The 20,905-nt window shown below is 59.1% G+C and carries 15 protein-coding genes and 1 tRNA gene; 12 read left to right on the forward strand and 4 right to left on the reverse strand.

Annotation, left to right across the window (positions count from 1 at the left end; all coding sequences use genetic code 11):
- Positions 1 to 46: 46 nt before the first annotated feature.
- From AC1RJW_RS08025 to rpoC, 9 genes are all read left to right on the forward strand, one after another.
- Positions 47 to 122: transfer RNA gene (locus tag AC1RJW_RS08025), tRNA-Trp, on the forward strand.
- Positions 123 to 154: 32 nt separating this feature from the next.
- A complete protein-coding gene (gene secE / locus AC1RJW_RS08030) occupies positions 155 to 538 on the forward strand; it encodes a preprotein translocase subunit SecE (protein WP_010394308.1) in 384 nt (127 codons plus the stop codon).
- Entirely contained in the window at positions 538 to 1,164 is a 627-nt protein-coding gene (gene nusG, locus AC1RJW_RS08035; RefSeq protein WP_034753130.1) for a transcription termination/antitermination protein NusG, read from the forward strand. The genes secE and nusG overlap by 1 nt, the downstream gene beginning before the upstream one ends.
- Positions 1,165 to 1,279: 115 nt before the next feature.
- A complete protein-coding gene (rplK, locus tag AC1RJW_RS08040) occupies positions 1,280 to 1,714 on the forward strand; it encodes a 50S ribosomal protein L11 (protein ID WP_034783246.1) in 435 nt (144 codons plus the stop codon).
- Entirely contained in the window at positions 1,714 to 2,409 is a 696-nt protein-coding gene (gene rplA / locus AC1RJW_RS08045) for a 50S ribosomal protein L1 (RefSeq protein WP_034753134.1), read from the forward strand. Before rplK ends, rplA begins: the two co-directional genes overlap by 1 nt.
- Positions 2,410 to 2,728: 319 nt before the next feature.
- Positions 2,729 to 3,268, forward strand: coding sequence for a 50S ribosomal protein L10 (gene rplJ, locus AC1RJW_RS08050; protein WP_034753621.1), 540 nt, complete (start codon positions 2,729 to 2,731; stop codon positions 3,266 to 3,268).
- Between the two features lie 67 nt (positions 3,269 to 3,335).
- On the forward strand, positions 3,336 to 3,707 hold the full coding sequence (rplL, locus tag AC1RJW_RS08055; RefSeq protein ID WP_070223390.1) for a 50S ribosomal protein L7/L12: 372 nt from the start codon (positions 3,336 to 3,338) through the stop codon (positions 3,705 to 3,707).
- A gap of 244 nt (positions 3,708 to 3,951) precedes the next feature.
- Positions 3,952 to 8,058, forward strand: coding sequence for a DNA-directed RNA polymerase subunit beta (gene rpoB / locus AC1RJW_RS08060; RefSeq protein WP_086140054.1), 4,107 nt, complete (start codon positions 3,952 to 3,954; stop codon positions 8,056 to 8,058).
- Between the two features lie 109 nt (positions 8,059 to 8,167).
- Positions 8,168 to 12,409, forward strand: coding sequence for a DNA-directed RNA polymerase subunit beta' (gene rpoC, locus AC1RJW_RS08065; RefSeq protein ID WP_034753138.1), 4,242 nt, complete (start codon positions 8,168 to 8,170; stop codon positions 12,407 to 12,409).
- 67 nt (positions 12,410 to 12,476) lie between these two features.
- On the opposite strand, the gene AC1RJW_RS08070 is transcribed toward rpoC, so the two are convergent.
- Entirely contained in the window at positions 12,477 to 13,922 is a 1,446-nt protein-coding gene (locus tag AC1RJW_RS08070; protein WP_493044506.1) for an FAD-dependent monooxygenase, read from the reverse strand.
- 80 nt (positions 13,923 to 14,002) lie between these two features.
- Between AC1RJW_RS08070 and AC1RJW_RS08075 the strand changes: the two genes are divergently transcribed.
- The 3 genes from AC1RJW_RS08075 (at position 14,003) to AC1RJW_RS08085 (ending at position 16,475) form a co-directional block, all read left to right on the forward strand.
- Complete coding sequence (locus AC1RJW_RS08075; RefSeq protein WP_493044507.1) at positions 14,003 to 14,653, forward strand: TetR/AcrR family transcriptional regulator C-terminal domain-containing protein; 651 nt, start codon at positions 14,003 to 14,005, stop codon at positions 14,651 to 14,653.
- A gap of 270 nt (positions 14,654 to 14,923) precedes the next feature.
- Complete coding sequence (locus AC1RJW_RS08080; protein ID WP_493044508.1) at positions 14,924 to 15,556, forward strand: ArsR family transcriptional regulator; 633 nt, start codon at positions 14,924 to 14,926, stop codon at positions 15,554 to 15,556.
- A 79-nt stretch (positions 15,557 to 15,635) separates the two neighbouring features.
- Positions 15,636 to 16,475 (forward strand): HDOD domain-containing protein, encoded by an 840-nt coding sequence (locus AC1RJW_RS08085; protein ID WP_493044717.1) that lies wholly within the window; start codon positions 15,636 to 15,638, stop codon positions 16,473 to 16,475.
- Positions 16,476 to 16,548: 73 nt separating this feature from the next.
- Here the strand turns inward: AC1RJW_RS08085 and AC1RJW_RS08090 are convergent, their stop codons facing one another.
- The 3 genes from AC1RJW_RS08090 to AC1RJW_RS08100 all read right to left on the reverse strand — a co-directional run bounded on the left by AC1RJW_RS08090 (position 16,549) and on the right by AC1RJW_RS08100 (position 20,882).
- Positions 16,549 to 18,360, reverse strand: coding sequence for a DUF885 domain-containing protein (locus AC1RJW_RS08090; protein WP_493044509.1), 1,812 nt, complete (start codon positions 18,358 to 18,360; stop codon positions 16,549 to 16,551).
- A gap of 261 nt (positions 18,361 to 18,621) precedes the next feature.
- On the reverse strand, positions 18,622 to 19,719 hold the full coding sequence (locus AC1RJW_RS08095; RefSeq protein WP_493044510.1) for a M48 family metallopeptidase: 1,098 nt from the start codon (positions 19,717 to 19,719) through the stop codon (positions 18,622 to 18,624).
- Positions 19,716 to 20,882, reverse strand: coding sequence for an HPP family protein (locus AC1RJW_RS08100; RefSeq protein ID WP_493044511.1), 1,167 nt, complete (start codon positions 20,880 to 20,882; stop codon positions 19,716 to 19,718). Before AC1RJW_RS08100 ends, AC1RJW_RS08095 begins: the two co-directional genes overlap by 4 nt.
- Positions 20,883 to 20,905 lie beyond the last annotated feature (23 nt).

Here is a 20,905-nt window from a genome sequence, read left to right on the forward strand (position 1 = left end):
CGGGGCGTCCTGGGTGGTAGAATAGCACTCCTCGAAAGTTTTACGTAGGGACGTAGCTCAATTGGCAGAGCGTCGGTCTCCAAAACCGAAGGTTGGGGGTTCGATGCCCTCCGTCCCTGCCACCGTCAAGGTGCAGGGCACCGAAAGTAGAAAAATGTCAAATCAATCCGTGCAAACCGTTAGCACGTCGAGTGACAAGATAAAAGTCGCGCTGGCAATAGTAGCTGCGATTGCAGGAGTAGTCGGGTTTTATTACCTGGCAGGCCAACCAGCTCTGGTGCGTGCAAGCGCGCTTGTGGCTGGTTTGGTTATTGCTGTTGCGCTCTTGTATGTCTCGACGACCGGCCGTGAATTTCTCAATTTCGCCAAAGAAGCTGTGCGCGAAACCAAGAAAGTCGTTTGGCCTACCCGCAAAGAAGCCACGCAGATTACTGCGATCGTGTTTGCCTTTGTGCTGGTCATGGCGATTTTCCTGTGGGGCACGGATAAATTGCTCGAGTTTTTGTTGTATGACGTAATTCTGGGTTGGAAAAAATAATGAGCGAAAATGTGCATGATGAAGCGGCGGACGAGTCCGTTCCGGGCGACGCTCCGGTAGCGGATACTGGTGCAGCGCTGAGCGTGCCAGTGAGCAGCAAGCGCTGGTATGTCGTGCATGCTTATTCCGGCATGGAAAAAAGCGTCATGCGCGCACTGACCGAGCGCATCGAGCGCGCGGGCATGCAAGACCAGTTCGGCCAGATCCTGGTGCCGATCGAAGAAGTCGTCGAAGTCAAGAATGGCGTGAAGTCCGTCACCGAACGTCGTTTCTATCCTGGCTATGTGCTGGTTGAAATGGAAATGACGGACGAGAGCTGGCACTTGGTCAAGAACACCAGCAAGGTTACCGGTTTCATCGGTGGCAAGTCAAACAAGCCGACGCCGATCTCCGCGCGCGAAATCGACGGCATCATGAAGCAGATGCAGGAAGGTGTTGAGAAGCCCCGTCCAAAAACCTTGTACGAGGTGGGCGAGCAAGTCCGCATCAAGGATGGTCCGTTCACCGATTTCAACGGCAATGTCGAAGAAGTCAATTACGAGAAATCCAAAGTGCGCGTCTCGGTCACCATTTTCGGCCGCGCTACCCCGGTAGAGCTCGAATTCGGCCAGGTCGAAAAAGTTTAAGCATTAGCAAGCGCCACCAGGAGCGTTGCGGCAGTCTCAGCAAAATCCGGTCAGAGGAGCCCCGCCAGGGTAGGATCGGCGGGGCGCTACTACTCAATCCAAGATAGGAGCCATCATGGCAAAGAAAATCATTGGTTTTATCAAGCTGCAAGTGCCAGCTGGTAAAGCAAACCCATCCCCACCAATCGGTCCAGCTCTGGGTCAACGCGGTCTGAACATCATGGAATTCTGCAAAGCGTTCAACGCGCAGACCCAAGGTATGGAACCAGGCATGCCGATCCCAGTCGTGATCACCGCGTTCGCTGACAAGTCCTTCACCTTCGTGATGAAGACGCCTCCAGCAACCTACCTGATCAAAAAAGCTGCTGCGATCACCAAAGGTTCGCCGAAGCCACATACCGACAAAGTCGGTACGCTGACCCGCGCACAAGCTGAAGAAATCGCTAAATTGAAAACCCCTGATCTGACCGCTGCCGACATGGATGCTGCTGTACGCACCATCGCTGGTTCCGCTCGTTCGATTGGTATCACGGTGGAAGGTGTTGTATAATGGCTAAGTTATCCAAACGTATCAAGGCTTTGAAAGCCAAAGTCGACCGTACCAAAGTGTACGCTTTCGACAACGCTGTCGCTCTGATCAAAGAGTGCGCAACGGCCAAGTTCAATGAATCGATCGACGTATCGGTACAACTGGGCGTAGATCCTAAGAAATCCGACCAAGTGGTGCGCGGCTCCGTCGTGCTGCCAGCTGGTACCGGCAAAACCGTGCGCGTGGCAGTATTCGCGTCGGGCGAAAAAGCGGAAGCTGCCAAAGCAGCTGGCGCCGACATCGTTGGTATGGAAGACCTGGCTGAGCAGATCAAAGCCGGCGACATGCCTTTCGACATCGTTATCGCTTCGCCAGATACCATGCGTATCGTTGGTACCCTGGGTCAGATCCTGGGCCCACGCGGCATGATGCCTAACCCGAAAGTCGGCACTGTTACTCCTGACGTCGCTACCGCCGTGAAAAACGCGAAAGCCGGTCAAGTTCAGTACCGTACCGACAAATCCGGTATCATCCACGCTACCATCGGCCGTAAATCGTTCGCTGACGCAGATCTGAAGTCGAATCTGGTCGCACTGATCGACGCACTGAACAAAGCCAAGCCAGCATCGAGCAAAGGCGTGTACCTGCGCAAAGTTTCGCTGTCGTCGACCATGGGCGCTGGCGTCCGTGTTGACCAGGCTAGCCTGGCAGCTTAAGTAAAGAATCAAGTCCTGTAGCGCCTTCGGGCGCTGCGGGCGCATCTTTGGGCTGTCTGCCCGGTGTCCGCACCAGGCAGGCAGACAATCAAAGACCGTTGGGCCGACTGCGATCGCACATGCAGAAGGTTAATAGGCTTGCCGGCAACGGCAAGTGCCCAACGCAGATGGTGTACCCGAACAAGTTTTGTAGTCCTCATGCTGCGTGAATCCATCCGCTCAGTTTAGTACTTCTTGACTTCGGACGCCGTGTTCGAACCGATGCAAGGCGCTCAACCACTCGGTTGTGATTGCCGAACATCATTTAAGGAGGTTGACCGTGAGTCTCAATCTGAATGACAAAAAGGCCGTCGTCGCCGAAGTTTCCGCACAAGTAGCAAATGCGCAAACGATCGTCGTGGCCGAATATCGTGGCATCCAGGTTGGTCACTTGACGCAACTGCGTGCTAAAGCGCGTGCCCAAGGCGTGTACCTGCGTGTGTTGAAAAACACTCTGGCTCGTCGCTCCGTTGAAGGTACCGCATTCGCCAGCCTGGCAGATGCCATGACCGGCCCGTTGATCTACTCGATCTCGGCCGATGCCGTTGCAGCAGCTAAAGTCATCGCTGACTTCGCTAAAACCAACGACAAACTGGTCATCAAAGCAGGTAACTACGCAGGCAAGCCGCTGGATACAGCTGCTGTCACCGCGTTGGCGAGCATTCCTAGCCGTGAAGTCCTCATTTCGCAGTTGTTGGGCGTTATGCTGGCTCCGGTTTCGGGCTTTGCACGTGGTCTGGCTGCCCTGGCAGCGAAAAAAGGCGAAGGCGCCGAAGCTCCTGCAGAAGCAGCAGCAGAAGAAGCCCCAGCAGCCGCTTAATTGCGCGCGCTTTTTTCTCTCAGTACCAATCTGATGTAACTAACGTAATAAATTTAGGAGTTTCAAAATGGCAATTAGCAAAGACGATATCCTGGAAGCAGTTAGCGCCATGTCCGTAATGGACCTGAACGACCTGGTTAAAGCATTCGAAGAAAAATTCGGCGTGTCCGCAGCAGCGATGGCTTCGGCCGGTCCTGCAGCAGGCCCAGCAGCAGCAGCTGAAGAGCAAACCGAGTTCAACGTTGTTCTGGACACCTTCGGCGCAAACAAAGTTGGCGTCATTAAAGCAGTTCGCGAAATCACCGGCCTGGGCTTGAAAGAAGCTAAAGACCTGGTCGATGGCGCACCAAAAACTGTGAAAGAAGCAGTGTCGAAAGCTGACGCTGAAGCTGCAGTGAAGAAACTGGTTGAAGCCGGCGCAACCGCTTCGATGAAGTAATATCTGTACTGGCGTCAGTTAGCGCCCGAGTCAAAGTCTGAGGTTTCCCCTCGCAAGGGGGGAAATCCGACTTTGGCTCCTTTGTCGTCTGCATCGTATTTGTCATGTAGTTGTAGCAGCAGTTTTTATTCGATTCAAGCCGGAAAGCAGAGCCTTGAGGTTTCGTCTGTGTCACACGCAGCGGTGCAAACGAACACTTGCAAAACCTGAATTTTCTATCCTTTCTGTCACTCACGGAGTGTCCATGCACTACTCATTTACTGAGAAGAAACGCATTCGCAAATCATTCGCGAAGCGCGCCAACGTTCACCACGTTCCGTTCCTGCTGGCGACCCAGCTCGAGTCTTATCATAGCTTCTTGCAAGAGGACATAGCACCGTCCGGCCGCAAGAATGATGGCCTGCAGTCGGCTTTCACCTCGATTTTCCCTATCGTGTCGCACAATGGTTTTGCGCGGCTCGAATTCTTGTCGTACGTTCTGGGCGATCCTGCCTTTGACGTCAAAGAATGTCAACAACGTGGCCTGACGTTCGCGTCGCCGCTGCGCGCGAAAGTGCGCCTGGTGATCCTGGACAAGGAATCGCCAACCAAGCCCGTCGTCAAAGAGATGAAGGAACAGGAAGTCTACATGGGCGAATTGCCGCTCATGACGACCACCGGTTCGTTCGTGATCAACGGCACGGAGCGGGTTATCGTTTCCCAGCTGCACCGTTCGCCTGGCGTGTTCTTCGAGCACGACCGCGGCAAGACTCACTCGTCCGGTAAGCTGCTGTTCTCCGCGCGTATCATTCCTTACCGCGGTTCGTGGCTGGACTTCGAGTTCGACCCGAAAGACATCCTGTTCTTCCGCGTCGACCGCCGCCGCAAGATGCCAGTGACGATCCTGCTCAAAGCCATCGGCATGTCGCACGAGCAAATCCTGGCCAATTTCTTTGTCTTCGACAATTTCAACCTGCGCTCCGAAGGCGCGGAAATGGAATTCGTCTCCGAGCGTCTGCGCGGCGAAGTGGCGCGTTTCGACATCGTCGACAAGTCGGGCAAGACCCTGGTGCTGAAAGACAAGCGTATCAACGCCAAGCACGTGCGTGATATCGAAGCTGCCGGCATCAAGCACATTTCCGTACCGGAAGACTACCTGCTGGGCCGCGTATTGGCGAAGAATATCGTCGATGCCGACACCGGTGAAGTCGTCGCTTCCGCGAACGATGAGCTGACCGAAGACCTGTTGGGCCGCCTGCGCGATGCCAATATCTCTGAAATCCAGACGTTGTATACCAACGACCTGGATCAGGGCGCCTACATCTCGCAAACCCTGCGTATCGACGACACCGCCGATCAGATGGCTGCGAAAGTGGCGATCTACCGCATGATGCGTCCAGGCGAACCGCCAACGGAAGATTCCGTTGAAGCGCTGTTCAATGGCCTGTTCTACAACTCGGACCGCTATGACCTGTCGGCCGTGGGCCGCATGAAGTTCAACCGCCGCATTGGCCGCGATGAACTGACGGGCGCCATGACCCTGTCGAACGAAGACGTGCTGGCCGTGATCAAGATCCTGGTGGAACTGCGCAATGGCCGCGGCGAAGTCGACGATATCGATCACCTCGGTAACCGTCGCGTACGTTGCGTGGGCGAACTGGCCGAGAATCAATTCCGCGCCGGCTTGGTGCGTGTTGAGCGCGCTGTCAAGGAACGCCTCGGCCAAGCCGAAGCGGACAACCTGATGCCGCACGACCTGATCAACTCGAAGCCGATTTCGGCCGCGATTCGCGAGTTCTTCGGTTCGTCCCAGCTGTCGCAGTTTATGGACCAAACCAATCCTCTGTCGGAAATTACCCACAAGCGCCGCGTATCGGCTCTGGGACCCGGCGGTCTGACACGCGAACGCGCCGGCTTTGAAGTGCGCGACGTGCATCCGACCCACTACGGCCGCGTCTGCCCGATCGAGACACCGGAAGGTCCGAACATTGGTCTGATCAACTCGCTGGCTCTGTATGCCCGCCTGAATGAATACGGCTTCCTGGAAACCCCGTACCGCAAGGTCGAAGGCTCCAAGATTACCGATCAGATCGACTACCTGTCCGCCATCGAAGAAGGCCGCTACATCATCGCCCAGGCGAATGCGACCATCAACGACGAAGGCATGCTGTCCGATGAACTGGTCTCGGCCCGTGAAGCCGGCGAAACCATCCTGGTATCTCCAGAGCGCATCCAGTACATGGACGTGGCGCCAGGCCAGATCGTTTCCGTCGCTGCTTCGCTGATTCCGTTCCTCGAACACGATGATGCGAACCGTGCATTGATGGGCGCCAACATGCAACGCCAGGCTGTGCCTTGCTTGCGTCCGGAAAAAGCGCTGGTCGGTACCGGTATCGAACGCACCGTTGCGGTCGACTCGGGCACCACCGTGCAAGCGCTGCGTGGCGGTATCGTCGATTATATCGATGCAGGCCGTGTCGTTATTCGCGTCAACGATGACGAAGCGCAAGCTGGTGAAGTGGGCGTCGACATCTACAACCTGATCAAGTACACCCGTTCGAACCAGAACACCAACATCAACCAGCGTCCTATCGTGCAAGTGGGCGACCGTGTTGCCAAGCGCGACGTGATCGCCGACGGCGCATCGACCGACCTGGGTGAATTGGCGCTGGGCCAGAACATGACCGTGGCGTTCATGCCATGGAATGGTCTGAACTTCGAGGATTCGATCCTGATCTCGGAAAACGTCGTCAAGGACGACCGCTACACCTCGATTCACATCGAAGAGTTGTCGGTGGTGGCCCGTGACACGAAGCTGGGCGCGGAAGAAATTACGCGCGACATCTCGAACCTGGCTGAAAACCAGCTGGCTCGTCTGGATGAGTCCGGTATCGTCTATATCGGCGCGGAAGTGCAAGCAGGCGACACCCTGGTCGGTAAAGTGACGCCAAAAGGCGAAACCCAGCTGACCCCGGAAGAGAAGCTGCTGCGCGCGATCTTCGGCGAAAAAGCGTCGGACGTGAAAGACACCTCGCTGCGCGTGCCTTCGGGCATGATCGGTACCGTGATCGACGTGCAAGTCTTCACCCGTGAAGGCATCGTGCGCGACAAGCGTGCCCAGCAAATTATCGATGACGAACTGAAACGCTTCCGTCTGGACTTGAACGACCAGATGCGTATCGTGGAAGGCGATGCCTTCCAGCGTCTGGAAAAAATGCTGATCGGCAAAGTTGTCAACGGCGGCCCGAAAAAGCTGGCCAAAGGCGCCAAGATCACCAAGGAATACCTGGCCGATCTGGACAAATACCACTGGTTCGACATCCGCCCTGCGGACGACGATGCAGCGGTAGCGCTGGAAGCGATCAAGGAATCGATCAACGAGAAGCGTCACCAGTTCGATCTGGCCTTCGAAGAGAAGCGCAAGAAACTGACGCAAGGCGATGAGCTGCAACCAGGCGTGCAAAAAATGGTCAAGGTCTACCTGGCCGTGAAACGCCGCCTGCAGTCGGGCGACAAGATGGCAGGTCGCCACGGTAACAAGGGTGTGGTTTCCCGTATTGTTCCTGTGGAAGACATGCCATACATGGCCGACGGCACGCCAGCCGACGTTGTGCTGAACCCGCTGGGCGTTCCTTCGCGGATGAACGTTGGTCAGATTCTCGAGACTCACTTGGGCTGGGCTGCCAAGGGTCTGGGTATCCGCATCGGCGAAATGCTGAAGGCGCAAACCAAGGTCGAGCAAGTGCGCAAGTACCTGACGACGATCTACAACGACAACGGCCGTGCCGAAGAGTTGAACGACTTCGACGACGAAGAGATCATGAAGCTGGCGGAAAACCTGAAAAAAGGTGTTCCATTCGCCACGCCAGTGTTCGACGGCGCGAATGAAGAAGAGATCCGCCGCATGCTGGACCTGGCGTATCCGGACGACATCGCCAAGAACCTGGGCATGACCGCGTCGAAAAACCAGGTGACCATGTATGACGGTCGCACCGGTGAAGCGTTCGAGCGCAAGGTTACTGTCGGCGTCATGCACATGCTGAAACTGCATCACTTGGTTGATGACAAGATGCATGCGCGTTCGACCGGTCCTTACTCGCTGGTGACGCAACAGCCACTGGGCGGTAAAGCCCAGTTCGGTGGTCAGCGTTTCGGTGAGATGGAAGTCTGGGCACTGGAAGCGTATGGCGCGTCGTATGTCTTGCAAGAGATGTTGACCGTCAAGTCCGATGACGTGAATGGCCGTACCAAAGTGTACGAGAACCTCGTCAAGGGCGACCACGTGATCGACGCCGGCATGCCGGAATCGTTCAACGTGCTGGTCAAGGAAATCCGTTCGCTGGGTATCGATATCGACCTCGAACGCAACTAAACGACAGCACCCTGTCATTTGGTTTGGGAAACACAAAGCCCGGCTGGGAAACCACGCCGGGCAATGTAGTCTCAGGAATATAGAAATTTAATCACCTCTGGAGTGATACATGAAAGCACTGCTCGATCTATTCAAGCAAGTACAGACCAACGAGACCTTCGATGCAATCAAGATCGGTCTCGCTTCGCCTGAGAAAATCCGTTCGTGGTCCTACGGCGAAGTCAAGAAGCCGGAAACCATCAACTACCGTACCTTCAAGCCTGAGCGCGACGGCCTGTTCTGCGCCAAGATCTTTGGCCCGATCAAGGATTACGAATGCCTGTGCGGCAAGTACAAGCGCCTGAAACACCGCGGCGTGATCTGCGAAAAGTGCGGCGTCGAAGTCACGCTGGCCAAGGTGCGCCGCGAGCGCATGGGCCACATCGAGCTGGCTTCGCCGACCGCGCACATCTGGTTCCTGAAGTCGCTGCCGTCGCGTCTGGGCATGGTCCTGGACATGACCCTGCGGGACATCGAACGCGTGCTGTACTTTGAAGCATACGTCGTGACCGATCCAGGCATGACCCCGCTGAAGAAGTGCCAGATCATGTCGGAAGACGACTACGCCGCCAAGTACGAAGAGTACGGCGACGACTTCACCGCCTTCATGGGCGCCGAAGGTATCCGTGAACTGCTGCGCTCGATCGACATCCACCGCGATGCCGAAACCCTGCGCGTGGAACTGAAGGAATCGAAATCCGAAGCCAAGATCAAGAAATACGCGAAGCGCCTGAAAGTGCTGGAAGCGTTCCAACGTTCGGGCATCAAGCCTGACTGGATGATCATGGAAGTGCTGCCAGTGCTGCCGCCGGAACTGCGTCCGCTGGTACCGCTGGATGGCGGCCGTTTCGCGACCTCGGATCTGAACGATCTGTATCGCCGCGTCATCAACCGTAACAACCGTCTGAAACGCCTGATGGAGCTGCGCGCTCCAGAGATCATCACGCGCAACGAAAAGCGCATGCTGCAGGAAGCGGTCGATTCGCTGCTGGACAACGGCCGTCGCGGCAAAGCGATGACCGGCGCCAACAAGCGTCCGCTGAAATCGCTGGCAGAGATGATCAAGGGCAAGGGCGGCCGTTTCCGTCAAAACTTGCTGGGCAAACGCGTCGATTACTCCGGTCGTTCGGTCATCGTCGTGGGCCCGCAATTGAAACTGCATCAGTGCGGCTTGCCGAAACTGATGGCGCTGGAACTGTTCAAACCATTCATTTTCAATAAACTGGAACTGATGGGGCTGGCGACCACGATCAAGGCAGCGAAAAAGCTGGTTGAGATTCAAGAGCCGGTCGTATGGGACATCCTGGAAGACGTGATCCGTGAACATCCGATCATGTTGAACCGAGCCCCGACCTTGCACCGTCTGGGTATCCAGGCGTTCGAGCCAGTCCTGATTGAAGGCAAGGCCATCCAGCTGCACCCGCTCGTCTGCGCCGCATTCAACGCCGACTTTGACGGTGACCAAATGGCGGTCCACGTTCCTCTGTCGATCGAAGCGCAGATGGAAGCACGCACCCTGATGCTGGCATCGAACAACATCCTGTTCCCGTCGAACGGCGAGCCGTCGATCGTGCCTTCCCAGGATATCGTGCTGGGTCTGTACTACGCGACCCGCGAAGCGATCAATGCGAAGAACGAAGGGATGATGTTCCCTGACGTGTCGGAAGTGATCCGCGCCTACGACAACAAGGAAGTCGAACTGACGACCCGCGTGACCGTGCGTATTACCGAATACCCGAAGAACGCCGAAACGGGCGAATTCGAGAAGACGGTCACGCGCTACGAAACGACGATCGGCCGTGCGATCCTGTCGGAAATTCTGCCGAAAGGCCTGCCTTTCTCGGTGCTGAACCGCGCGCTGAAAAAGAAAGAAATTTCCAAACTGATCAACACGTCGTTCCGCAAGTGCGGCCTGCGCGCCACCGTGGTGTTCGCAGACAAACTGATGCAATCGGGTTTCCGCCTGGCGACACGCGCCGGTATCTCGATCTGCGTCGACGACATGCTGGTACCGCCTCAAAAAGTTACCCTGATCGCGACGGCCGAATCGGAAGTCAAGCAGATCGAACAGCAATACGCCTCGGGTCTCGTGACCGCCGGCGAGCGTTACAACAAGGTCGTCGATATCTGGGGCAAGACCTCCGATGAAGTCGGCAAGGCCATGATGGACCAGCTCAAAGTCGAAGACGTGATCCGCCGCGACGGCACCAAGTCGACGCAAGAATCGTTCAACGCCATTTACATGATGGCCGACTCCGGTGCGCGCGGTTCCGCAGCCCAGATTCGCCAGTTGGCCGGTATGCGTGGTCTGATGGCCAAACCGGATGGCTCGATTATCGAAACGCCGATTACCGCGAACTTCCGCGAAGGTCTGAACGTTTTGCAGTACTTCATTTCGACCCACGGTGCGCGTAAAGGTCTGGCCGATACGGCGCTGAAAACGGCGAACTCCGGTTACCTGACGCGTCGTCTGGTTGACGTGACGCAAGACTTGGTGGTGATCGAGGACGATTGCGGCACCATGAACGGCGCCGTCATGAAGGCACTGGTCGAAGGTGGTGAAGTCATCGAACCGTTGCGTGACCGTATCCTCGGCCGCGTGGTGGTGCATGACGTCGTCAATCCTGAAACCCAGGAAACGCTGTACGAAGCCGGTACCCTGATGGACGAAGACATGGTCGAAGAGATCGAGCGTCTGTCCATCGACGAAGTCAAGGTCCGCACGCCACTGACTTGCGACACGCGCTTCGGCCTGTGCGCCAAGTGCTATGGCCGCGACCTGGGCCGCGGCATGCTGGTCAACGCCGGCGAAGCCGTCGGTGTGGTGGCAGCGCAGTCGATTGGTGAACCGGGTACCCAGCTGACCATGCGTACGTTCCACATTGGTGGTGCGGCATCGCGTGCGGCAGTGGCATCGTCGGTGGAAGCCAAGTCGAACGGTACCATCCGCTTCACGGCAACCATGCGTTACGTGACGAACGGCAAGGGCGCGCAAATCGTCATTTCCCGTTCCGGCGAAGTGCTGATCACCGACGACCATGGCCGTGAGCGTGAGCGTCATAAAGTACCGTACGGTGCGACCCTGATCGTCAAGGACGGCATGGTCATCAAGGCCGGTACGGCCCTGGCAACGTGGGATCCGCTGACCCGTCCGATCATTACCGAATACGCCGGTCAAGTGCGTTTCGAGAACGTCGAAGAAGGCGTCACCGTCGCCCGTCAGGTCGACGAAGTGACCGGTCTGTCCACCCTGGTGGCGATCGATGCGAAACGTCGCGGTTCGTTGACGAAAACGTTGCGTCCGCAAGTCAAGCTGATCAACGACGCGAACGAAGAAGTCAAGATCGCCGGCACCGAACACTCGGTGGCGATCGGCTTCCAGGTCGGCGCGCTGATCATGGTCAAGGACGGTCAACAGGTATCGGTTGGTGAAGTGCTGGCACGTATTCCTACCGAATCGCAAAAAACGCGCGATATTACCGGTGGTCTGCCACGCGTTGCGGAACTGTTCGAAGCGCGCTCGCCGAAAGATGCCGGTATGCTGGCGGAAGTCACGGGTACGGTTGCGTTCGGTAAAGAAACCAAGGGCAAGCAGCGTCTGGAAATCACGGACATGGACGGCAACAAGCATGAGTTCTTGATCACCAAGGACAAACAAGTGCTGGTGCATGACGGCCAAGTCGTGAACAAGGGCGAGATGATCGTGGACGGCCCGGCCGATCCGCAAGACATCCTGCGCCTGCTGGGTATCGAAGCGCTGGCACGTTACATCGTTGACGAAGTGCAAGACGTGTACCGTCTGCAAGGCGTGAAGATCAATGACAAGCACATCGAAGTGATCGTGCGTCAGATGCTGCGTCGCGTACAGATCGTCAATGCCGGCGACACCAACTACATCGTTGGCGAGCAGGTAGAGCGTTCGGAACTGCTGGACGAGAACGATCGCATGGCCGTTGAGAACAAGATTCCAGCGACCTACGAAAACGTCTTGTTGGGTATTACCAAGGCATCGCTGTCGACCGATTCGTTCATCTCGGCCGCATCGTTCCAGGAAACCACCCGCGTGCTGACCGAAGCGGCGATCATGGGCAAGCGCGATGGTCTGCGCGGCCTGAAAGAGAACGTCATCGTCGGCCGTCTGATTCCTGGCGGTACGGGCCTGGCCTTCCACCGCGCACGCAAAGAGAAAGAAGCGTGGGAAGTGGAAGAGCGTCAAGCGCTGCTGCTGGCTGAGAAAGCCTCGATGGCTGGCGAAGCTGCCGAAGCGCTGCAGGACATCGAGACCCAGCAACACCACGGCGACGAAGCGTAATCCACGCTGCTAGCTGACAAGAACGGCACCTTCGGGTGCCGTTTTTTTTCGTCTTGAGATAAGTCAATCAGACCGCGTGGTCCGCGTAGCCATCGGGCCGGATCAACAGGCTTTTGATGCCGGCCAGTTGCGGGCAGCCGGGTTTGATCGTCAACGAAGTAAGCCAGGCCGCATCGAAACGATACGGCTGTACCGCGTGGGCTATATCGCCAACGGACAGCTGCAGCCATTTTCCTGCGTGCAGCAGTTCATGGATGCCCACGGCCGTGCCGTCGGCCAGGCGCAGCAGCCAGTCGGGCACGCGCCGGCCGCTCCAGTCTGCGTTGCCGATGCTGGCGTCAGAGGCCAGCGGGACGGGATAGCGCACGCCAAAGCCGGACAACTCGCTGGCCAGCGAACGGTTCACGTCCGGCTGCGCCAGCATGTCGCTGATGGTGGCGCGCAGGGCCAGGGTACGTTCGTCAAAACGCGTCAGCATGGCCGTTTGCGCGAGCGTATTGTGCTGCAAGGACACGCCGACGGGATGGCGCTCCGCATGGTAGCTGTCGAGCAGGCTGTCCGGCGCATAGCCCTTGAGCACGCCTGCAAGCTTCCACCCCAGATTCATCGCGTCCTGCATACCCACGTTCATGCCCTGGCCACCAGCCGGCATGTGGATGTGAGCGGCATCGCCGGCCAGGAAGACGCGGCCCTGGCGGTAGCGCCGCGCCAGCCGTGTTTCGTCGCTGAAGCGCGATAGCCAACTGGCGTCATGCAGGCCGAAATCGTAGTCCGCGATGGCCGTGCTGGCCTGCGACAATTCCTCCACGGTGGCCGCTTCCCCTGCCACGGCTTGGGGATGGCGCGCATTCATGGTGATGACGCGGTGGCGGCCTTGCCCCAGCGGCACGATCATCAGGCTGCCCGCTGCGTTCGTCAGAGACAGCATGGGTGACGCGGGCGGATGACGCAGCTGTACATCTCCCATGAGCATGCTGCAGGTGGCCGCCACGCCGTCGAAGGCGATGCCCGCCTGCTGGCGCACGAGGCTGCGCCCGCCATCGGCACCGACCAGGTAACGGGCACGCAGGCAAAACGGGACGCCGTCGCGCGTGCCGGCTACCGTGACGCGATCAGCATCCTGCTGTGTCTGCTCCACGAGCGCGCCGCGAACAATCGCCACGCCATCTTCCAGCAATTGCTCTTCCAGCAGGCGCTCCGTCGTGCTTTGCGGCAGGAACAAGGTGTAGGGATGGGGCGTGTCGAAGCAGGAAAAGTCGAGGCGGGTATCGAGGCCCGCATAATGGCCGCTGGAAAAGGACGTGCCCAGCGCGACAAAACGCCGGTCCAGTCCCCGCAAGCCCAGCATTTCCAAGGTGCGTCCATGGATGGTCAGCGCGCGCGAATGCGCGCTGCGTTGCGGCCGCCGCTCCAGGATGGCCACGCGGATGCCGGCCAGGCGCAATTCGCAGGCCAGGGTCAGGCCGACGGGACCGGCTCCCACGATGATGACTTCGATATCGCTATTGTGCATGTCACTCCAAATCTAACGTTGTTAGCCTACGCAAAATGGTAAACTAACGACGTTAGAGTTTCAAGGAAAATGACAGGAAAATGAAAATTCAACGCGAAGCCGTGGTGGCCAGGGCGCTCGAGCTGCTGGATGAAGTGGGTATCGAGGGCTTGACCATGCGTCGCCTGGCCGACGCGATGGGCATCAAGGCCGCTTCGCTGTACTGGCATTTTGCGAACAAGCAGGCTTTGCTCGATGGCATGGCCGACGTGCTGATCGAAGACGTGGCAAGGAACGTCGATGGGGATGCGGGCTGGGAAGCGCGGCTGCGCCAGGTGGCGGCGCAAATGCGCGCGGCTTTATCCGCCCGCCGCGATGGCGTGCGCGTCTTTGGCGGCACCTATGTGATATCGGAAAACGTGTTTCGCGTCGCCGAAGCTTTAATCGGCCCCATGCGTGCAGCCGGGGCATCGGAGAAATTGGCCAGCTGGAGCGCATTTACGCTGTTATATTATGTGCTCGGTTTTGTCATGGAAGCGCAAGGCGCGGGACCGGGAAGCGCCGCCATGAATACCTTATCGAGCCGGCGTGCCGATTTCGCCTCCATGGCGGCCGACCGTTATCCACACGTGCTCGCTTCTATGGACGCCATTTTTAATGCGGAAATCGACGATCGTTTTAATGCGGGGCTCGATTTGATTATGATCGGTTTGCAGGAAAAAATTAAAATGAATCAAGGCGTAGATAGCTGATCTATCGGGTATCTGGATGCGTTGTTATCGAATATATTCACATACATCCATTTTTTTCCGCGTATTTTACTGTTGCCTTGTTCACCTTGTGGTGAGCACTCACTTTGACCTCCCTCATCGGCGCCATTGCGAATCGTGCCGTGGCCTGTCCGGCGCTGCCGGGTACAGCCGGCATGGACCGCACGGGTCAAGGCCGCACACGTGTTGCGCAAATACCCGCCATGGCTGTACCACGCCAATTATCAGTTTATTCATGCTAAGATTTGGCGCATGATTGCCCAAGCCCTGTTTACTCCCGCCCAGCAGAAACTGCTGGGTTTGCTCTTTGTCCGCGTGAATGAAGGCTTTCACTTGAACGAGATCATGCGCTTGACGGGCATGGGCAGCGCGTCGGCACAGCGCGAGCTGCGCCGCCTGCATGAGTCCGGCCTGATCACGTCGGAGCGGATTGGCAATGTGCGGCGCTTCTGGCCCAACAAGGAAAGTCTCGTGTATCCCGAGTTGAGCGGACTGGTGCAGAAAACCTTCGGCATCGTCGGCGTGCTCAGCACGACCCTGGCGCCCTTGCGTGCCCAGCTGCATCTGGCATTCGTGTCGGGCGCCACGGCGAAGGGGCAGGACATGCCTGGCAGCGCCATCGATTTGCTGCTGGTGGGCGAAGAAGCCAATTATGGCGATCTGTTGACGGGATTGGCCCCGGCCGAGCGAACCTTACGGCGTAAAATCAATCCCAACCTGTATACGCTGGCCGATTATCGCCGACGCCTGCGTGAAGGCCAGCCATTTCTGCTGCAGGTATTACAGCAGCCGAAGCTGTTTGTTATCGGCGATGAATCGCTATTGCATGCCATGGCATTGCCGGATTCCTCAATGCAAACGAATGACATGCCATCTGTATTCTAAAGGCCGGGCCTGAAAAGCAGTTTCTGCTATAAAGTGAAATTGTTTGCTGGAATAATATCTGAGGCGGATAGATCGTATGATGAACAAATTACAGGCTTTCGGTTTAATTGTTTCCCAGGCGGTGCGCGGAGAATTAACGTTTCCCACGAGTGTTAATTCCGCACTGCAATTGCAATTGGCCCTGGCTGAACCGGACTGCCATATCGACCATGCGATCAAACTGGTACTGGCCGAGCCCTTGCTGGCGGCGCGCACGGTTGCGCTGGCCAACTCGGCCGTGTACAGCCGCGGCGATGCGGCGCCCGTGACCAGCGTGCGCGCCGCCGTCATGCGCATGGGTTACCGCAATCTGTATGCGCTGGTGGCGGCCATGGTGGTGCGCCAGTTCGGCAGCAAGATCATCGACCCCGTGCTGCGCCAGAAGGCGACCCAGCTGTGGGAGCACACGGCCCACGTGGCGGCGCTGGCGCACGTGCTTGCCCGCCGCGTGACGCACGTCGATGCCGACACGGCGTTGTTCGCCGGCATCGTGCATGAAGTGGGCGGTTTTTACTTGTTGTCGCGTGCCGATGAATTCCCCGGCCTGCTCGACGACGATGCGGATCACTGGATGGAGTCCGCCGAAGAAATCATCTCCCGCGAAGTCATGAAGAAGCTGCTGATCCCGCTGGCCGTGAGCGAAGCCATCGAAGGCTTGCGCGATGGCCTGCTGTCCATCCCGCCCGACTCCCTGCTCGATACCTTGTTGTTGGCCAAGCAACTGTCGCCCGTGCCGTCGCCCTTGCAGGTGACGTACGTGGAAATGCTCACGCCCTCCGATTCCGTCATCGATTTCATTATTGACAACGAAACCCTGCAAAGCATCCTGGCCGAATCGGCCGAGGAAGTGCGTTCGATGAGTGCGGCTTTGCTGGTGTAGCTGAAAACGCCACCGGCGAAAAAAAACGGCAGCGCCATCGAGGTGCTGCCGTTTTACCTTCAGGCGCTGCGTTTTACTTCTGCTGCGCGATCCACCGGTCGACTTTGGCTTCCAGCAGTTTCAGGGGCAGCGTGCCGTCGCCGAGCACCACTTCGTGGAACTTCGGCAGGCTGAACTTGTCGCCCAACGCTTGCTGGGCACGCTGGCGCAGTTCGACGATTTTCAGCGAACCGATCTTGTAGCCCAGCGCCTGGCCCGGCCAGGCCATGTAGCGTTCCGTTTCGCTCCTCGCCACGGCGTCATAGCCGAGGGTGTCGCGCATGTACTTGATCGTCTGCTCGCGCGTCCAGCCCTTGGTGTGCAAGCCCGTGTCGACCACCAGACGCACGGCGCGCAGCATCTCGTCGTTCAAATGGCCGAAATATTGGGCCGGATCCTCGAACAGGCCCATTTCCTTGCCCAGGGTTTCCGCATACAGGGCCCAGCCTTCCGTGAAGGCATTGTTGCCGCCGAAACGGCGGAAGTTCGGCAAGTCCATTTCTTGCACCAACGCCAGGTGGAAATGGTGGCCAGGCTTGCCTTCATGCAAGAACAAGGTGGTCATGCCCGTATCGCCATACAGTTTCGGATCGGTGACGACGGACCAGAACACACCGGGACGCGAACCGTCGGCGGCCGGCGCCGTGTAGTGGTCGGCGGCCGTGTCGCGGCTCAGTTCAGGTTCCAGGCGCAAGTCCAGCGGCGCTTTCGGCACCAGGGTGAACAGGGCGGGCAATTTACTGTCCAGCAGCACGTTCAGCTTGCGGTAGACGTCGAGCACTTCCTGCTCCGTCTTGAACGGGCGATATTTCGCCTGTTCCGAGACCCACACGGGCAAGCCCGCGGCCGGGCCGTTGTAGCCCATCTTCGGACCGACGATCGCGTATTGTTCCTGGATGCGTGCCACTTCGCGCAAGCCGATGGCGTGGATCTGCTCCGGCTTAAAGTCCGTCGTGGTGCTGCTGGCCACGCGCGCCTGGTACCAGGCAGCGCCATCAGGCAGGGCGCTCCAGCCGCTGCTCGTGCGGCCGGCCGGCAGGTAATCGCGTTCCATGAAGGTGGACAGGCGCTGCAGCGCAGGCATCAGCTTGTCCTGGATGGCGGCGGTGTAGCGTTTCGTCAGGCGCGCCTTGTCCGCCTCGGGAAAGTTGGCCGGCAAGTTCTTGATGGGCGTGTAATACACGCTATCCTGCGGCGTGGTGCTGACGAGTTTCTTGAATTGCGGCAGGGCCGACTCCGTCAGCGCTTTCGGCAGCACGATGCCCTTCTGCATGCCGACTCGCATGTTGGCGATGGCCTGGTCTATCCAGCCCGGCAACTGGCTGATACGGCTCAGGTAAGCGTCATACTCCTTGACCGAGGTCAAAGGCTGCGATGCCTCTCCGCCCGCATAATTAGCCAAGGTGACGGGCATGCTGTCCATCTGGTTCAGTGGCAGCAGGTATTCGGGGAAGCGCGCGAAGCTCAGTGCCGTCGCCAGTTCATAGTCGAGGATGTCGTAGTTGATCTGGTCCTGGTGCGACAGCTGCGCACGGGCAATGCTGCGCAGGGTCTTCTGATACTGGCGGTACAGGGCGAACTGTTTTGCGCGCGCGGCGGGCACGATGGCTGAACCGAGCTGGTCGTCAAAACGGTTGTCGCCGCTTTCTGTGGCATTGATCGGCTCGAAACGGGCCTGCGCATCGTAGTATGTGTCGGCCAGCACTTGCAGTTGCTGCTTCGCTTGCGGCGCGCTGACGGCCACGGTTTTGCCAGCGGACGGGGTCGCTTGCGCCATGGGCGCGTAGGCGAGCAGCAGGGAGATGGCCAGGGTGCCGAGGGTGCCGGCGGCAAAACGATGCTTCATGCGCGATGTCCTTTGTAAAGGAGGGAATGAACGGGGGCTTACTACGCCTGACAAAACCGTAGCGAGCGGAAGGAAGTTGTGGTTGAGAAGCGCAACTGTACGAAGGTACAGTGAGCATCGCAGACCGCAAATTACGACGCGCAGTAGGTTTTGATAGGCGTTCTTAGCAGGGTCGGGGTGGCCGGTCGCGAAGGAGCAGCCGGGGCGTAAGCATACGTCATTGCCCAGTGCGTTTGGATAAATTGTGCGGGAGGAATGTTGCTATTTTGCCGTAGGCGGGAGGGCCGCTTTCATGGCTTGCCAGTGGCTGCTGGTCAAGGGACGGCAGGCCGGGCAGGGCGTGGCGGCGATCAGGCTGCGGATCTGCTGTGCGCGCGCCGCCGTTTGCGGGTGCGAGGAAATCCATCCCGGCACCTTGGCTTGGTCTTTGTCGTCGAGCTTCTGGAAAAAACGCAGCATGCCGTCGGGATGGATCTTCGCGCTCTGCAAGGCCAGCAAACCCAGGCGATCCGCCTCTTCCTCCATGTCGCGGCTGAAATACAGGGTGCCGGCCTGGTGCGCCAGCATGGCGGCCACGGCGCTGATGTCGCCGATGGTCACGCCCACCAGGGCGCCCCAGCCCAGGCTGCTGATCATCTGCCGCAGCGAATGGCGCTGTTCCACGTGCTGCACTTCATGCGCGAGCACGCCTGCCAGCTCGCCCGGGTCACCCGCCTGGTGCAGCAAGCCCGTATGCACGACGATGATGCCGCCCGGCATGGCAAACGCGTTGACCGTGTCGTCCTGCTTGACCAGCCAGCGGTACTGGTAGCGCGACCCGGCCGTCAGCTTGCGGCCGATGTCCTGCACCGTCTGCTGCGCCACGCCGTTTTCAACGATGCCGCCCTGCGCGCGCACTTGCGCCAGGGCCAGTTCGCCCAGCTGCTTTTCCGTCGAGAGGGGAATCCATCCCGCCAGCGCGCCGATGGCGTTGCTTCCTTGCCACCACAACAGGGCGGTGGCGACGACGGCCGCGCCCGTCAAGCCGGCCAGCCAGCCCGACACTTGCCGCCGGTTGCGCTGGCGCTCGCCCCACAGGCGCTGCAGTTGCGGCTGCAGCGCGGCCGGCGCTTCGCGCAAGACGATGGCGATGTCGTCCGCCGTCAGCGGCTTGAGCGACGCTTGCCTGCCTTGCGCATCGAGCCAGTTGAGGAACAGTTCCGGCCCGTCGACACCGCCCACGCTGACGACCAGCTGCGCCACGTCCAGCGTGGGGCCGGGCGCATCGATGGCCAGCTGGCTGCCGAAGAAATGCGCGCTGACGGCCGTGCCCGCCGGGCCGCCATCGGGGCCGGCCAGCAGTGCCTGGAATGGCGTCATGCGGCGGCCTCGGCAAAGCGGCTTTCGTACAGGGCGGCCATCAGGTCGGACTGGCTGATGATGCCGGCCAGGCGTTCTTCCTCGTCGAGGATGGGGATATGGTGATAGCCGGCGTCGGCCATCAGCGGCACGAGGTCGATGATGGGCGTGCCGAGGCGGGCCGTGTGCGGCGACGGCGTCATCAGCTGGCCCACCACTTCCGGCTTGTCGCTGTGGGACAGGCCGCTGCGCTGCAGCAAGCCGCGCAGGCGCTGGCGCATGCCCTGATAATCGTCGAGCCCGCCGTGGTGCAGGAAATCCGTCTGCGTGATGATGCCGATGACGCGGCGTGCCCGGTTCACGACGGGCAGGGCGCCCACATCGTGCTCGCGCATGGTGCGCCAGGCAACATCGAGCGGCGTGCCGAATTCCACGCTGAGCACGTCTTTCGACATGATGTCGGCGCAAGTGACGACGCCGAAGCGTCGCTGGTAGGCGCGCATTTCCGTTTGCAGGAAGATCGCCTGCAAATCGTCGCGGCTGATGTCGAGCACTTCGCTGTGCTGGCGCAAGACGGCATCGAGGTCATCCGGTGAAAAGCCCAGGCGGTTGCTGGGCACGTCATCCTTTGTATCGTGCGGATGCGGCGTGACCAGTTGCTGGACGTGCGGGTAGCGGCGGCCCGTCAGATTGTTGTACAGCACGGCGCAGGCGACCAGCACGGCGGAATTGAACAGCACGGTGATGAAGACGAATTCAAAGCCCGCCGCATGCACGCTGGCGCCGCCGACGACGGTGGTGAGCGCGACGGCCCCGCCCGGCGGATGCAAACAGCGCAGGGCAAACATGGCGCCGATGGCCAGGCAGGCGGCCAGTGCCGCCACGCCAACACTGGATCCCAGCCATTTGACGCAGGCCATGCCGACCAGGCCGGAGACGACGTTACCGCCCACCACGGACCACGGTTGCGCCAGCGGGCTGGCTGGCAGGCAGAACAGCAGCACGGCCGAGGCGCCCATGGGGGCGATCAGGTAGACGCTGGCGCTGTCCGGGGCCAGCAGGAAATGGCAGATCAGGCCCGTCAGCAGCAGGCCGCAGATGGCGCCCGCGCAGGCGCGCAATTGTTCGCGGCGGCTGCCGTTGTTCGGTTGCGGCAGCCAGCGTGCCAGGAAAGAAGTCGTCATTGGGAGGGCGCGTTCGGGTCGCG

The organism is Janthinobacterium sp. GW822-FHT07A03 (genome assembly GCF_058798815.1).

What these genes read in the sequence shown, in the direction of transcription:
- secE (WP_010394308.1), top strand. Translation starts at nt 155, where the DNA reads ATGTCAAATCAATCCGTGCAAACCGTTAGCACGTCGAGTGACAAGATA.
- nusG (WP_034753130.1), top strand. Translation starts at nt 538, where the DNA reads ATGAGCGAAAATGTGCATGATGAAGCGGCGGACGAGTCCGTTCCGGGC.
- rplK (WP_034783246.1), top strand. Translation starts at nt 1,280, where the DNA reads ATGGCAAAGAAAATCATTGGTTTTATCAAGCTGCAAGTGCCAGCTGGT.
- rplA (WP_034753134.1), top strand. Translation starts at nt 1,714, where the DNA reads ATGGCTAAGTTATCCAAACGTATCAAGGCTTTGAAAGCCAAAGTCGAC.
- rplL (WP_070223390.1), top strand. Translation starts at nt 3,336, where the DNA reads ATGGCAATTAGCAAAGACGATATCCTGGAAGCAGTTAGCGCCATGTCC.
- rpoB (WP_086140054.1), top strand. Translation starts at nt 3,952, where the DNA reads ATGCACTACTCATTTACTGAGAAGAAACGCATTCGCAAATCATTCGCG.
- rpoC (WP_034753138.1), top strand. Translation starts at nt 8,168, where the DNA reads ATGAAAGCACTGCTCGATCTATTCAAGCAAGTACAGACCAACGAGACC.
- AC1RJW_RS08070 (WP_493044506.1), bottom strand. Translation starts at nt 13,922, where the DNA reads ATGCACAATAGCGATATCGAAGTCATCATCGTGGGAGCCGGTCCCGTC.
- AC1RJW_RS08075 (WP_493044507.1), top strand. Translation starts at nt 14,003, where the DNA reads ATGAAAATTCAACGCGAAGCCGTGGTGGCCAGGGCGCTCGAGCTGCTG.
- AC1RJW_RS08080 (WP_493044508.1), top strand. Translation starts at nt 14,924, where the DNA reads ATGATTGCCCAAGCCCTGTTTACTCCCGCCCAGCAGAAACTGCTGGGT.
- AC1RJW_RS08085 (WP_493044717.1), top strand. Translation starts at nt 15,636, where the DNA reads ATGAACAAATTACAGGCTTTCGGTTTAATTGTTTCCCAGGCGGTGCGC.
- AC1RJW_RS08090 (WP_493044509.1), bottom strand. Translation starts at nt 18,360, where the DNA reads ATGAAGCATCGTTTTGCCGCCGGCACCCTCGGCACCCTGGCCATCTCC.
- AC1RJW_RS08095 (WP_493044510.1), bottom strand. Translation starts at nt 19,719, where the DNA reads ATGACGCCATTCCAGGCACTGCTGGCCGGCCCCGATGGCGGCCCGGCG.
- AC1RJW_RS08100 (WP_493044511.1), bottom strand. Translation starts at nt 20,882, where the DNA reads ATGACGACTTCTTTCCTGGCACGCTGGCTGCCGCAACCGAACAACGGC.